The following is a 15,444-nucleotide window of genomic DNA, read 5'->3' as shown; positions in this document are numbered from 1 at the left end:
GAATGCATCGCAAATTCAGATTAAGGGAGAGAAGCTTATGGGCAAATGGAAATCGGTAATACTTCCCCTGCTGATCGCAGTAACGATGGTGGCAGGGTGCAGTGGTGGCAATGGTGCTGACCCTCAAACGAATACCAAAGGGAACAGTACCGGAATCACCGATAACTCCACTGGAGCGGAAAAGACCTTCACGGCGCTGCTGGACAATAATGCCACGTTCCCTTATTCCAAGAGCTGGCCGATCTGGAGCTGGTTAAAAGAAAAGACTGGCGTCACGCTAGAAGTGCAGACACCTTCCGGCAAGCTGGATGAGAGCCTGAACCTGGCGATTGCCTCCAAAACGCTGCCTGATCTGATGTATATGCCCAATCGCAAGGATTCGAATAAGTTCGGTCAGCAGGGCGCACTGGTGGATTTGATGGAGCATATGGACAGTATGCCGAATCTGAAGGCATGGATGAAGGAATATCCTGAGGAGGCGAAGGCTGCCCTGTCCGCTGACGGCAAAATGTATATGTTCCCCAACCAGGGCTTCGGCGAGACGAATCGTATGATCTGGATGTACCGGAAAGATGTTTTTGACAAGGAAGGCATTCAGGTTCCAACAACCTATGAAGAGTTGCATACGGCCCTTAAGACGTTGAAGGAGAAATACCCGGACAGTTACCCGCTCTCGATCCGCTACGGCCAGATCCCGGATGAGATGAATGCGAATATGACGGTGAACTATGGAACCGGTGAAGGTGCCTACTATGATTTTGATCAGAAGGAATGGCGTTATGGACCGACAGAAGATAATTACAAGGCCATGGTGGGGATGTGGAAAAGTTTGTACGATGAAGGGTTGGTTCCACCCGACTTCTTATCCCTGCAAACCAAGCAGTGGCAGGACATGGTCTCTACTGGAAAATCGTTCGTGACCATTGATTATATCAGCCGGATTGATTTTTTTAATAATGCTATGCAGCCGGAGAATCCGGAGTTCAATATGCAGTTTATGGCCCCTCCCGCAGGCATTTCAGGCGGCAAACAGCTGAATCCGTATTTTCATTATATGGAAGGCGGACTGACGGTGGCTTCCACCTCCAAGAATATTGATGATGTGATGAAGTATATGGACTTTTTCTATTCCGAGGAAGGGCGTACGCTCAGCAGCTGGGGTGTAGAGGGCGAGACCTTTATAAAAGAAGGCGATACGATCAAGTTCAAGCCGGAGTATAACGATGTCATTGAGATGCGTAAACAGACAGGGCTTCAGACCAGCGGAACCTATACCTGGATTGATTTTAACGCCCATTTGTCGCTGTTCTCGGACGATCTGAAACATGCTTATGAAGAAGCTGTCAAATATGATCCCCCCGCCATGCAGCCAAGACCTGCTTTTACGGAAGTAGAAAATGAGGTCATATCCATTACGGGTCAGGCAATCAAGAAGCACCGGGACGAGAGCTTTGCCAAATTTGTCACCGGCTCCCGGAGTCTGGCGGATTGGGAGAAGTATGTGGAGGAAATCAACAATCTTGGCGTAGATAAGCTGCTGAGCACCTATAAGGAAGCGTATGACCGTGTTCAGAATGTTCAGCTGAGCGCGAAATGAGCGAATGTACGGCACAGGAATCCTAGACCATTACAGAATGGCAAAGGGAGGCTTCGCTTATGAAAAAGCAGCATCTGCGTGTGTACTCCGGATTCAGACTGGGATTGTTTCTGTTGATCTGGTTGGTGACGATTGGAATAGCTGTCCCTGGCAAGGCAGAAGCGGCGGGGTCAATTACACTGGACGCTCCTGCGGGCGGATATGTGTCGGATGGAGGGCTGGTGGAAATTGGGGGCAGTTATACGGATTTGTATGACATTCGGTTGTTTGTCGACGGAACGGCCCAATTTGAAGTGGTATTAAATGATCCGGATGGGGATGACAGCGGCACCTGGTCTTATTTGCTGGATACCTCAGGCTATAACGGGACTGTGGAACTGGTGGTCCGTGGACTGGATACGTCCACTCGTTACGGGGTGTGGGGCCAGCCTGCCATTCTTACCGTTAATAACCCGGCAGGTGCTGTCCCCGTTGTAACCATTACCGGACCATCTGAGGGTGTGTCTCTTAGCGGTCAGGTTGAAATCTCTGTCGAGATCAGTTCTCCACTTCCAATCCTACTGGTAGAGGTTCGGGTGAACCGTGGACCATGGGAAGAGGCTGTTCAGCAAGGCTCTGCGTATGTATATACCTGGGACACAGCGGGACTTGGCGATCGAACGGTCAGTCTGGAGGCCAGAGCGGCCAGTACGCCGGAGCGTTATGGTTATAGTTCAACGGTGTACGCCCAGGTTGGAATCGGGACGCATGAGACAGCCGTTCCCCTGCCTGTACAGGAGCGCGCCATGTGGATCTGGGAACCGGAGAGTTACAAGCTGCTGTTGAACCCTGGATCTCGCCAGGTGCTGGAGTCATTCATCACCGATACGCAGACATTCGGTCAAACGCCAGTCCAGACACTCTATCTTGCAGTGGGCGGTTATGCCGGATACGATGCGCTGGAAGCGCAGGAAGTAGAACTGCGTTCTTTTGTGAGCTGGGCGCACAGCAAAAATTTACAGGTGCACGCGCTAATTGCAGGTGGAACTACGCCGGCCTATATGGGCGCTTACGAGAAATATCACCATCATGCCGTGCAGGAAATGGAGCAGGTGATCAATTACAATCTTGCAGCAGGGGATTTGGAGAAATTTGACGGAATCAATGTGGATATTGAGCCGTATATCTCTCCCGACTTTAAAGATCCGAGTCATTTCCTGCAGAAGGAATACTTGGATGGCCTGCAAAAGATGATTAGTCGCCGGGATACCGCAGGCATTCGTCTTCCATTCGGCCCTGCGGTGCCCAAGTGGTATGACACATCGGACCAGGCGGCAAATATTGTGTGGAACGGCTCCAGCAAATGGCTCTCCGAGCACGTTCAGGATATCTCCGACTATATCTCCATTATGGATTACCGGGATACGGCGGATGGCTCCGCTGGCATTATTGCCGGGGCTGCTGGAGAACTGGCCTATGCGGATCAGATTGGAAAGCCGCATTCCGTGGTCATTGGTGTGGAAACGCTGGATATTGCCAATAGCGGCGACCCGGAGACCATTACCTTCTGGGAGGAGGGCCGCATCCACATGGAAGCAGAGCTGGATAAGGTGTATGCAGCTTACGGGCAGAGCAGCAGCTTCGGCGGTATTGCTGTCCATCACTATGACTCCTACCGGGCACTTCCTTCTTATTGGGGACCAGGCGGTGTAGTGTGGACAGCGCCAGATGACCTGGAAGCCCCTTCAGCCCTTCCGGGGGTTCCGTCTATTCAGGCCACTGATTATCAGACTGTACATCTGAATTATGGAATAGCTTCAGATAACATGGAAGTGGAGCGATATGTTATATATCGAAGTACCGTGCAGGGTTTCATGCCTGTTGCTGCGGATATCGTCGGATTCGCTCGCGCCCTGAATTACCAGGACAAGGGACTGCTGCCGGATACGACATATCACTACCGTATTGCGGCCCGCGATCTGAGCGGCAATATCGGGCCACTCACCGATGAAGTGTCGACGACAACTGGTAGTACCCCATTGAAGCCCATGATTGTAACAGACATGAATCTGGTTTATAGCGGATCAGGAGTATCCGTCACTCTGAAGGTCAGGGATTACAGTACAGGCGCGGTGCTGACGGGGGCGACAGTGGAGGGGAGATTTACTTATGCTGCGGGACGTTACACCAGCGGGATAACGGGAGTTAATGGAAGTGTGACGCTTGGCTCAGAAGCGGTGGGAACAGGCAGGCAGGTTGGTTTTGAGCCGCGCAGAATCCGTTACAACGGCTATTATTATGCAGCGGGTCATGATTCGCCGCATACAACGCTGCTGACGCTGAATGCTGGCAATTGATCAAGCAGGCAAGAAATGGCTTTAAGGAGGAGGAAGCACATGAATGCGGATGAATTGGTGGAACCGCTAAAGATTCATATCGTTGAGCACATGTCAGTACAGGTTTATGCTGATCGGGTTCAGATGGGGGCAGCGGCAGCGGCTGCGGTTGGGGCAAGATTAAGACACCTGCTTCAGGATACAGAGCGCCAGGTTCGCATGGTTTTCGCTGCAGCCCCTTCCCAAAACGAATTGTATGAGGGTCTGGTACGAGAGCAAGGCATCGATTGGTCGCGGATCTGTGCCTTTCATATGGATGAGTATATGGGTCTGGAGGATACGGCTCCACAGCTTTTCGGACGATATTTAACGGATCGGCTGTTCAGTCGGGTGCAGCCTGGGCGTGTGGAGCTGTTGGATGGGCTACACGATGTGGAGCAGGAGTGTCAGAGATATGGAGACCTGTTGCGTGAAGCTCCTATTGATATCGTCTGCCTAGGGATTGGAGAAAATGGGCACATTGCCTTCAATGATCCGCCAGTTGCCGATTTTGAAGATCCGAGAGTCGTCAAAGCAGTGGAGCTGGACGAAGCCTGTCGCCGTCAGCAGGTGAACGATGGGTGCTTTGCTCGACTGGAAGATGTGCCTGCGGAGGCGTTGACATTGACTGTTCCGGCGTTAATGGCTGGAAGGGAGCTGTTTGTGATTGTGCCAGGGGCTTCCAAGCGGAATGCGCTTGCAGCAGCTTTACATGATCCGATTAGCACGGCATGTCCCGCTACCATCCTGCGTACACATCCCGGAATCACGATGTTCACAGACCGGGAAGCCTACGGCCTGTGAACATGCCAATGATCGGGAAGCATTACAGAACGGGGATGCCCATTGAGGTGAAAGTCAGAGATGGACGTATCACTGCTGTTACTGAAATTGAAATATCGCCTTCCGTAGATTGCCTGCCTTGGCTTGCGCCTGGACTTGTGGATTTACAGGTGAACGGCGGATGGGGGCTGGATCTGAACACGGCCCTGCTGTGTCCGGATACGGTTTTGCAGTTGACACGAAAGCTCCAAAGACAAGGGGTTACAAACTATTGTCCAACGTTGATTACAAACAGTTCCGTACGGCTGGTTGAGGCGGCTTCCACCATTGCAAAAGCCGTTCGAATGAACCCGGATATGGCCCGGGGAATTGCGGGCATTCATCTGGAAGGCCCGTTCATCTCACCGGAGGATGGCCCACGCGGCGCGCACCCAGTGCAGCATATTGTTCCCCCGGATTGGGAGGCCCTAAGTCGTTGGCAGGAAGCTGCCGAAGGGTTGATTCGCATCATTACCCTTTCCCCGGAGTGGCCTGGTGCCGCTTCATTTATCTCCCGGTGCAGGGAATCCGGTATTCTGGTCTCCATTGGACATACGGCAGCAACGCCAGAGCAGATCAGGGAAGCGGTCTCCGCAGGAGCGCTGATGTCTACACATCTTGGCAACGGCGCGCATCTGATGCTTCCCCGTCATCCTAACTATTTGTGGGAACAACTGGCGGCCGATGAGCTGTATGGCTGTATGATAGCGGATGGTCACCATCTTCCGCTGTCCGTGCTAGCCGTAATTCTACGGATGAAACGAAACCGTGCCATTCTGGTCAGCGATGCCGTCTCGCTGAGCGGTATGCCGCCAGGCTCCTACAACCTGCACATCGGTGGAGATGTGGTATTGACGGCGGAAGGTCGGCTGCACCTTGCTGGCCAGCCGGAGCTGTTGGCTGGATCGGCGATGATGCTGCCGGATCAAGTGGGGTATCTTGTTGATGCGGGGTTATCCGGGCTTCCTGATGCCTGGGATTGTGCATCGGTGCATCCGGCCCGGCTGCTTGGGTTTGAACAGGCCGCAGGACTTGCGATCGGAGCTCCTGCAGATATCGTTAGCTTCAATATGGACGATGGAAAGTTGAGTGTTTTGCAGTGCTGGAAGAACGGCCGAATCAGTTCAGAGAGCCAATAATAGGGGGAGAGCGATGCAGAGCTTAATACCACAACCGAAGCAGATTGTAGCGACCGAGGGAGGTCCCTTACGTCTGAATGGTGAGGAAAGACTGAGCCTTTTCATGGAGCAGGATGATCCCCGATTGGAAATTCATTGCCGCCGGGCATTTCCGGGGATGGGATATACATGCTCCGGGGTAAAAAAGGGTTATTTGCTAGTAATCGAAGGTCTTTCAGGACAGGAAACGCAGCAGGAAGTCCATGGGGTTCAAGAAGCCTATGCAATTCATGAAGTCCAAGAAGTCCAAGAAGCTCAAACAGTTCATGAAGCTCCTGAAGCTATGGGAGCACAACCGAAAGGCCTAATCATCTCTGATGTTAGTTCATTCATCGGAAAAGACGAGACAGACCCGTCCGGGCTGGACGTACATCATCCACAAGGATATAAGCTGGAGGTATCGAACGGAAGGGCTGAGGTGTACGCACTGGATGCTGCGGGTCTGTTTTACGGATTACAGACATTGGTTCAGCTGCGCGGACCGGATGGTGTCATCCCGGCGGTGTGCATAACCGACTGGCCGGATACACCTTTGCGGGCCATGAATTTCGACCTGCGTCAGACGTTCTCGAAGCCGGAACTGCTGACGGAGTATTTGGCTGAATTCGCCCGTTATAAGACGAATGCGATTTTAATTGAATACGAGGATAAATTTCCATTCAGGACCTATCCCGAGTTCACACATCCCCGGCATGCGTTAAGTCTTTCACAGCTGGAAGAATTAAAGCGGAACGCCCATGAGCATTTTATAGAGATTATTCCGCTCCAGCAGAGCTTTGGACATCTGGAATATGTATTGCGTCACGAAGGTTGGCGGCATCTTCGCGAGACAGAGCAGTCCATCGGGGAGATCTGCCCGTCGCACCCGGAAACCTTTGCGTTGATTACTACGCTGCTCGGGGAGATGATTGATGCCCATCCGGACTCACGTTATATCCACCTCGGCTGTGATGAGGTCTACAGCTTATGCGAATGCGAACGCTGCAAAATCGAGTTTGGAGGCGTGAGGGAACGAGCGTTTATCGCCTTTGTGAACCGTCTGATTGCATTTACGTCAGAACGGGGGAAACAGCCGATTTTCTGGCATGACATGCTGGATAAATGTCCGCCAGAGGAATTGGCTAAGCTGGATCAGCGAAGTATCGCCATGATCTGGATCTACAACGGGCGCAATATCGAAGCGGAGGTTACTTCGCATGCGGATAAATTCAGGTCGTTCGGCATTGAAGTTATGGGAGCGCCGGCAGTCCGCAGCTTTGACTGGGCTGAGCATCAGAATTATCCGGTACTGCTGAACCGGACAGACAACTTGCTACAGTGGGCAGAGACGGCCGACAAGCTGAATCTTGGCTGCGTGGTTGCGACCAACTGGACGGGGCCTTTCAGCCTCGGTGTTCCGTATGGTATTTTTGAAACCACCTGGTACCCGATGCTGCTGCATGCGGATTTGGCCTGGAATCGCAAAGCGGATGCGGCTACCTTCATCGACCGTTTTCTGGAACGGTTTCATGGCATTGATCCTGTTACCGGACACAATCTTCTCGGCAATTACAGGGTGGAGGATTATTACGATGTGATCTGGAAGCTGATGAACGAAGTGCGACAGCATAAGGCAGAAGCGGAACTGATTGCGATCATGCATGATTTTGAGGTGGCAACAGATCGTTCGCGGGCCATTCACAAATATGCCTACCGCTGGGAGCTCTATCCCGGCGACGATGCGGAGTGGCGCTCGCTCCATAACAATTATTCGAGAAACCGTCGCGGACGTGATGGTGTCCTCCCTCGGATGAAGGCTGCGCTGGAGCGTTACCAGCCTTCTGATATGGCGGAGCATTTTGTGAAATCCAGGTTCTATCTGCATGATTATCTGGAGCGCACGCTCTATCAAGAACTAGGTCTAAATAAAATTCCGACACCATTCAATCTAAAGGCAATGAGTCTGGAAGACAAAGTAGCCATGATGTGCGTAATAGGCACTCCATCGACTCGGGCCGAGCCAGATTTTCGTGGCAGAATGACAGAGCACCGATTCGGGGGCATCGGCATCTTTCCCCATAATATTGAGAGTGAGCAGCAGACATATGCGCTGCTTGCAGAAGTAAAGAACATAGCCCAAGATAACGGCAGCCCTTTGCCTTATTATGTTTCGGTAGATGAAGAGGGCGGCACTTTGTCCAAATTTAAGTCCTTTTTTCCCTATATCCCTGGCAACCGGGCAGTTGGGTTAAGTGAAGACCCGGAAGCCGCCCGGCTGCTCGGTAAACTCATCGGCAGTGAGCTGCACTCCCTGGGCATTCCCATGAACTGGGCACCGGTGCTGGATGTGAACACGAATATAGATAATCCGGTTGTGGGTGTTCGCTCCTTCGGAGAGGACCCGCAGTTGGTAGCCCGGTTCGGTCGTGCCTATATAGAGGGAATGCATGAAGCAGGTGTGGCGGTAACGGCAAAGCATTTTCCCGGCCACGGGCAAGTGAGCGGAGACTCGCATATTGTTTTGCCTGAATGTGAACTCACGTTTGATCAGTTAATGGGGGGGCCGCTACTTCCTTTTGTTGAAGCCATTGAAGCCGGGGCGGATTCAATTATGATGGGGCATCTGGTGTTTCCCAACATTCCGGAATCCGGTGGACTTCCAGCCTCCCTAAGTCCTTTCTTTGCCACGGAACTGCTGCGGAAGCAGTTGGGCTTTGCGGGGGTGATCTGCACTGATGATATTGAAATGGGGGCAATTCGCAAAAATTTCAGCCCGGAAGACGTGGGTGTGCTGGCCGTTCAGGCAGGGAACGATATGATCCTGATGTGCCATACGCCAGAATTTCAGAGTCGGGTGATCGCAGGTATTCTGGCCGCTGTTAGGGATGGACGCATCAACGAGGCGCAAATCGACGAGTCGGTTCTTCGTATCCGGCAGCTATATGCTCAATTCGAGCATTACCAGGCGCCTGCACAGCCGATTGCCAGACAGCAGTGGGCGGATGAGGCACTGAAACTGGCTCGTATGACTGTAAAAGTTAGCCGGGACCCGGACAGCTTGCTTCCACTCAAGGATTCGCTGAAATATTTGCTGATTCTACCGCAGCAGGAGCAGCTGACCCGAGCCGATAATAGTGGGTCTGCCGAGATTAGGCTGGCCTCCTTGTTAAAGGCGAAAGGCATGGCTGTGGAGACGCGCTACTGTGCGATGAAGCCTGATGCGGAGGAGATAGAATTCCTGGTACAGCAAGCTGCTGATGCGGATGTCGTTATCCAGGGCACCCTTAATGCTCATCTGTTCACAGGTCAGCTGGCGCTGTCCAAGGGCTTGGCTGCGGTTAAACCACTGCTGAATCTCGTGCTGCGTAATCCCTATGATGACACCGTACTGCCGCAAGCAGCCGGAAGCATATTGCTGTGCTCAACCTCTGATTATTCACTGCAGGCGCTGGTGGAATATATGACAGACTCAACGTGACATGCCAGTAATCAGCTGCTCAACAGGGCAATGAAACATATATATATCCAAAAAGCACAAAAGCACAAAAGCTCATATGCACTTGTCAACCTTTAATCTCAAAACACCCCCCGCTGATCTAGCCTGAAATCACAGGGTCCAGGAGGGAAATCCCAAAAGCCCGCTACTGTGCGGGCTTTTGGTCAATCTTTAGACTTTGGTTTTCTTCCTCAGGCAACCGTTTTCATCTTAGCTCTGAATTCCGTCACCCACGTCTATTTCAAAGACGTTATTGGGCCATTGGGTTATACCCAGTGGCTAACTAGACTGAAATACAACAACATCGTCTTCTAAAAAAAGTTTTATATATCCTTACCTATAGCAATAGCATTTGTTTAAAGCTGTCTCATGACAAGTGGCTTTCTCGACATCACCCATGCTGCAATGAGCATGGCGAGAGCCACTAATATCCCCGATTCTCCAGTCCATAGCAGAACGTTCTTGCCAGTGGAAGATATATCGAAGGCATCCTGGATCACGGCATTCCAACATGCATGGAGCAGAATCGCGGGCCATATGCTGCCCGTTGTTAAGCGCAATCGGCTGATCAAATAACTGAAAGAGGTTACTGAAATCATAAAGAGGACAACTGATAAGGCCGGATATGGACCGGAATAATAATTTGCAAAAAGCATTACGGGAAGGTGCCATACCCCCCAAATAATTCCGCTCGTCAGCACGGGTCTAGGTACACGGGCGTTGATTAGTCGAGTGAGCATATATCCCCTCCAGCCAAGTTCTTCTCCTGAACTGCTGATCACACCAATTGCAGTACCCGCAAACATCTGAAAAAGTATAGTTCCTGCAAGGATAACGCCAGATGGGCCTTGAATGAACGAATCCGGTGTGACGTACTGGACCAGTCCCGTAATCCAGGCAATTCCATAAGCAAACAAACCAATGACGACTGGAAACAGCAAAATGAAAGGTAACGATTTCAATGTCTGCTTCCCCCCAATCCGCAGGGAAATGTCTGAGATGCCTTCACGTAGGACGATACGGGCGAAGATGGAGGACAAGCCCGGTGTCCACATAAGCAGCAGGCCAAAAATCGGTGCTTTCGTGATCAGTACATAACTGAGGATGGAGAGCGGGATGAGCATGGCGAAGTATACATACAGCCCCCGCCTGGCCGATTGAATCTGATCCTTTTCCTCGTCTGAACCTGTGTTAGGGTTGGTGCTAAGATTTGTTCTCATTGTGATAGCTCCTTTAATCAAAATATGTATGTCGCTTTGCAGTATAACAGTGGATATATCCTGATCAGAACAAACTGCAGCCCAGTTTTTGACTAAGACTCTAGCCCAGTAGGAACAGGACTAAAGTATAGCAACGAGGTTTGAAAAATGAGGTGAACCGAGGCAATCCCTAAACAGTATAAATTCGCACAACACCTTGTTGACAGCACAAAGAGCACGTATCAAACGCGCTCTTTGTGTGTTTATTTTTCTCTGGCTGCCATATTTTTTATAATCGCGCTGGAAATTCGATTCGATTATGCGTTCATATCCGTGATCGCCGGAATATTGATCTCTTTTACACAGGATGCTTTGGACAGGCTGACGATGCATTTTACAATAGAAACCATATCCTGAAGAGGGATGCGTGTACCATTATACTCGGAAAGAGCGCGGTCAATGCCATCTTTATATGGAACTTCAGCTGCAAGTTCACCCGGGTTAATACACGTAACCGCGATCCTGTCGTGTCTTGTATGTTCTCTCAAGGCCTCCGTAATCCCTCGAATGGCAAATTTGGAGGCTACAAAAGAAACCTGGCTACTGTTTGCATTGCTTAGACCTGCAGTCGAGCCGATCAGAATTATTTTGCCAGCTGTGGATTGTCTGAGATGGGGCAATAATGCCTGAATGCAAACAATAGCGGATGTTATATTCACATGAATCAGATTACTGATGTCGGCAGGGGTGTCCTTATCGAACGTATAGTGGTCCTCAAACCCCTCTTTTTCCCAAATACCTACATTGTAAATGAGAACATCCAGTGCCTCGTTCTGGAGTTTATCGACTACAAGTGTGGCTGCATTGAGATCAGACAGATCTGCCTGTATCCATATTCGTTCTACACCATCGTTAAGCTTCAAATTATCAGGTTCGGTTCGAGACACTACCCATACTTTATCGCCTTGATCGGGCACTCCTCTCACAAATGCATCTCCTAATCCTTTGCTAGCACCAAATACGAGATAGGTTTTCAATTAAATTGCTCCTTCTTTTTAAAGTGTCAGTCTATGGGTACCCGCTCAAAAAGCAGGCTCTTTATTTTCCACCAGTATAATTTCTTCTCCTTGTTGTTGCCTTAATGCTATATTTTCCCGCCCCCATGTACACATTACATCCACAATCTTATTGGCGGTAACTCCATACTCTGTAAGGCTGTATTCGACTTTGGGCGGCATCTGTTGGTACACCTGTCTTCTGACAAGGCCGTCCCTCTCAAGCTCGCGTAATTGCTGGATCAGGACCTTTTGCGAGATACCGTCTATACTGCGCTGTAATTCTCCTGTCCTTTTTACGCCGGACATTAATAAACATATGATTAGCGCTTTCCATTTGCCGCCAATAATTTCGAGTGTCGCTTCGATTCCCAGGTTATATTGCTTCATGACATATCACCCCGTTCATGTTACTTCTTATTGATACGGTATAACTATTCATTTTCTCACAATAGAGCTGATGAAGTCCATACACACTTTGAAGTAACCATCTTACTTTCGGGTGTGTATTTTCTTTTATTAGGGCTTATATGATAATGACCGTGTTCGCAAAAGAAGTCTGTAGTTGAACCGAGAAAGGAATGTTAATCATGAAAACACTTGTCATTTTGGCACATCCGAATATTGAAGTTTCAAAAGTGAATCAACGCTGGAAAGAGGAGCTGCTGCAACACTCAAGCGATATTACAATTCATGAGATTTATAAAGCCTATCCTGACTGGAACATCGATGTTTCCAGAGAACAGAAGTTGCTGGAGGCATTTGATCATATTATTCGTATGGATCATCAGGAAACAAGCTGCAAGGGAAAAAGTTGGGCTTGGCCATGTCCATTGGTGATAAGCAGGAAAATTATACGCGGGATGGTTCAGTGTCCTTTACTGTAGATGAGGTAGTCACACCATTCAAAGCCAGCATCAATCATGTTGGCGCCGTAGCGTTACCGTATTTTGCAGTCTTTGGTGCCTCATTCCAAGCTACCGATGAAGAAATTAACCAAAGTGCACAAGAGTATATCCGTTATATCCATAAGTATCAGAGTGAAGTTGGGAATCTATTGATTTAAGAAATCTACTTCATACCACTGCGGTATTTTAAACAGGTATGTGCAAAAGCCCGCTTGGTGCGCGGGCTTTTGGTGTATATTGTGGTTACCTTCGGTACGTTTATTTTATTATGTGATACCATTCCCTCAGGAACATTTCAAGGGGTACTGGTCCCGTTTGCGCCAGCGGGTCCTGGTGGTCCTACTGGTCCAGCGTCCCCGGTAGCTCCACAATATTGGAGAAGGTAAGGGCTGCGAGCGTAGATAATAATTGAAGCGTTCATTGCAACCCCCGATGTTTGCATGTAGGATTCCAGCCTGGAACGAAGGTTAGTAACCTCTAAGAGTCTCTTAGTGTATAAAATAGTATAGTATACTAGAGAAAACGTGTGGTCTCATTTTAGTCTCAACTCTAAGAGAAAGAGGTATAAACGCAGGATGTACCCGCTATCGGTTAACCAAAATGATTATGCAGCGCGAATCATCGGATTCGCTCGGGAAAAGCAGGATTTCGCCAGCTGGTTAAACTTGTCGGAGGCCGATTCACGAATCTTTTCCGTCTCCGGGATCGGAGGTATTGGGAAAACGACGCTTCTGACCGAGCTTGCCCATGTGGCAAGAACGGCTGATGTGCGGACCATCTGGATAGATGGAAGAATCTCCATGCAGACGACAGGGGCGTTTTTGACGCATCTGGAAATGAGCCTGGAGGTGGAATACGGCCGATTGCGCAGCGTAGACGTGCCCCAGCTTGCACATGTCTTAGAGGAATTGACGGGACAGCGAACGGTGCTCCTGATTGATAACTGTGAAAATCTGGAACGGATCGAAAGCTGGCTTCTGTCCAGCTTCCTTCCAAGACTAGTTGGAGCACAGTGTCTATTCGTGTTTGCTTCACGGATTGGTCTGCCCGTTACGTGGCAGGCAAATCCGATATGGGGACAACGAATCGATAGTTTCCCGTTAGAGTTGTTCTCACGCAAAGAGGTGTTTGATTACGTGCAGGCAAGCGGATTGCCTGTTTCCGTGCAATGGGAGCTAGAGTACCGGACAAGCGGTCATCCGCTGCTGCTTGCACTGACCGTCGACATGCTTCGGCGGCAAGACGGAGAACCCCGGATGTCACAGCTTCCGGGAATACTAAGCGCGGAGTTTTTGAAGGAAGCGGCTTTGCCTTGGATGGTAGAGGCTTTGCAGGTGATGTCCATTCTCCCTTCCGCTGATCAAACCATCCTCAATCAGCTGTTGGAGAAACCGCTTACAGCCTCGGAGTATATGGACCTTGGCAGACTATCCTGTGTTCGAAGAGAAGCGGACGGTTTGAGTCTCCATCAGTTGGTCTCCTGTATGCTGCGCGAGGATTATGAAAAGCGAGACCCGGGACAGTATCAATCCATGCGCTCCAGGGTATTGGAACTGCTGGCGGAGAGATATCCAGCAGCAACTAAGCTGGGACAGATGCAGATCGCAGCGCATGTGCTGGAGCTGTACCGGGAACAACTGCCTGCTGTGCATGCCTATGCTGATTTTTCTGGAATACGTCAGCAGCATTATGAGCAACAAGCATCCTTGAATCCGAACGAATTGGCCCTGCTACACCGCTATCTGGAGGCCTCGCTGGCCAGAGGCGATTGGCAGTCGGAACTGGTGGAGAGCGGGCAGCATCATGCATTGCTGGACGATATTGTACACGTTGCTCCCGAAGGGCTTCGCTTAATTCGCAACGGTGACGGCAAGCCGCTGGCGTTCTGCGCGGGTTTGTGGCTGAGTGAACGCACATGGCCGTTGATCGAACGTTATGCGCCTGCTTTGGCTGAACTCATGCCCAAACTAGCTGGTGATAACGGGTATGATGCGAGACGTGATGGAGATACGGTATGTGTATTGCTGGCTGCGGTGGACGTGGAGCAGCCATATTATCGCCCGGAGGAGCTGGGGGCCATGCTGTTCCAGAACTGGCTCATTGATACGGCAAACGGCTTGCGTGCGATCATCCCAGCGGCAGACCCGCAACTCGGCACACTCCTCTCGCAGTTGGGCTTTGACAGAGGAGGCGGTATTCCGGATGAGCACGCGCCATCTAGACGCAGCGGGAGAGAGCAGGTAACGTTGTGGGAGCTGGATTTTCGCCAAATCACGTTCGAAATATGGGTCAAACGATTGCTGCAACAGAGCTTGCACGATAGCGGACCAGTGGAGGCGGAGGCGCTGCGTGCCGTTCCCTGGAGTGAAATGAAGCAAATGGTCCAGCATATGTATGATGACTCGGTTTTGGAAGCAATACCCTCTCTGCAAGCGGCGGGTTGTGAGCCAACGTCGGCAAGGGAACTAATTCTGTGCCTGCTTACAGAAGTGACACCGCGGTATCCGCTCACGGAGTTCGAGCAGCGCATTCTGAGGGATGGCTACCTTCAGCGGAACTTCCGCAAATCGCAGTTGGCTGAAGCCTTACATATGAGCCGTGCGACCTTCTACCGCCATGTACGGCAGGCATTCCAGCATCTGGGTTATGCCTTCACGGAGGCTTGGACGGAATCGAAAGGATAGGGATTGCGTCGAAGCGATGTAATATTGGGCTGGTTCCAATGCTTGATTCCGACTCAGCAGGAGCTTCCCTTCGGGGGAAGCTCCTGCCCTGTATGAATTCCCTTTGGGAGGAATAGCGAATGTTCCACTGATTCTGGCGGAGTTGCAGCCAACATCGTTATGACATCTGAAT

The 15,444-nt window shown here is 50.6% G+C and carries 9 protein-coding genes and 1 pseudogene; 7 read left to right on the top strand and 3 right to left on the bottom strand.

Annotated elements, in window-relative coordinates; genetic code table 11:
• Positions 1-37: 37 nt before the first annotated feature.
• From P364_RS0102480 to P364_RS38020, 5 genes are read left to right on the top strand one after another with little or no spacing between them, the layout of a single operon-like run.
• Positions 38-1,597: an extracellular solute-binding protein gene (locus P364_RS0102480; RefSeq protein WP_024628581.1), complete on the top strand. Its 1,560-nt coding sequence runs from the start codon at positions 38-40 to the stop codon at positions 1,595-1,597.
• A gap of 59 nt (positions 1,598-1,656) precedes the next feature.
• Complete coding sequence (locus P364_RS0102475) at positions 1,657-3,933, top strand: Ig-like domain-containing protein (RefSeq protein ID WP_024628580.1); 2,277 nt, start codon at positions 1,657-1,659, stop codon at positions 3,931-3,933.
• A gap of 39 nt (positions 3,934-3,972) precedes the next feature.
• Positions 3,973-4,755 (top strand): glucosamine-6-phosphate deaminase, encoded by a 783-nt coding sequence (locus P364_RS0102470; protein WP_024628579.1) that lies wholly within the window; start codon positions 3,973-3,975, stop codon positions 4,753-4,755.
• A 2-nt stretch (positions 4,756-4,757) separates the two neighbouring features.
• Entirely contained in the window at positions 4,758-5,912 is a 1,155-nt protein-coding gene (locus tag P364_RS0102465) for an N-acetylglucosamine-6-phosphate deacetylase (RefSeq protein ID WP_029880661.1), read from the top strand.
• A gap of 13 nt (positions 5,913-5,925) precedes the next feature.
• Positions 5,926-9,408, top strand: a complete 3,483-nt coding sequence (locus tag P364_RS38020) for a glycoside hydrolase family 3 N-terminal domain-containing protein (protein WP_236642203.1) — start codon at positions 5,926-5,928, stop codon at positions 9,406-9,408.
• Positions 9,409-9,782: 374 nt separating this feature from the next.
• Here P364_RS38020 and P364_RS0102450 read toward each other — a convergent pair whose 3' ends face one another.
• The 3 genes from P364_RS0102450 to P364_RS0102440 all read right to left on the bottom strand — a co-directional run bounded on the left by P364_RS0102450 (position 9,783) and on the right by P364_RS0102440 (position 12,070).
• Positions 9,783-10,646: a type II CAAX endopeptidase family protein gene (locus tag P364_RS0102450; protein WP_024628577.1), complete on the bottom strand. Its 864-nt coding sequence runs from the start codon at positions 10,644-10,646 to the stop codon at positions 9,783-9,785.
• Between the two features lie 296 nt (positions 10,647-10,942).
• Complete coding sequence (locus P364_RS0102445) at positions 10,943-11,662, bottom strand: SDR family NAD(P)-dependent oxidoreductase (protein WP_024628576.1); 720 nt, start codon at positions 11,660-11,662, stop codon at positions 10,943-10,945.
• Between the two features lie 45 nt (positions 11,663-11,707).
• Positions 11,708-12,070, bottom strand: coding sequence for a winged helix-turn-helix transcriptional regulator (locus tag P364_RS0102440; RefSeq protein WP_024628575.1), 363 nt, complete (start codon positions 12,068-12,070; stop codon positions 11,708-11,710).
• 191 nt (positions 12,071-12,261) lie between these two features.
• Here P364_RS0102440 and P364_RS38565 point away from each other — a divergent pair.
• Positions 12,262-12,746: pseudogene (locus P364_RS38565) on the top strand (NAD(P)H-dependent oxidoreductase).
• Positions 12,747-13,163: 417 nt separating this feature from the next.
• Positions 13,164-15,272: a hypothetical protein gene (locus P364_RS0102430; RefSeq protein WP_024628574.1), complete on the top strand. Its 2,109-nt coding sequence runs from the start codon at positions 13,164-13,166 to the stop codon at positions 15,270-15,272.
• The last annotated feature ends 172 nt before the right edge of the window (positions 15,273-15,444 follow it).

The sequence above is a fragment of the Paenibacillus sp. MAEPY2 genome (genome assembly GCF_000499205.1).
Classification (GTDB): Bacteria; Bacillota; Bacilli; order Paenibacillales; family Paenibacillaceae; genus Paenibacillus; species Paenibacillus vandeheii.
This window is presented reverse-complemented; position numbering and strand designations above follow the sequence as displayed.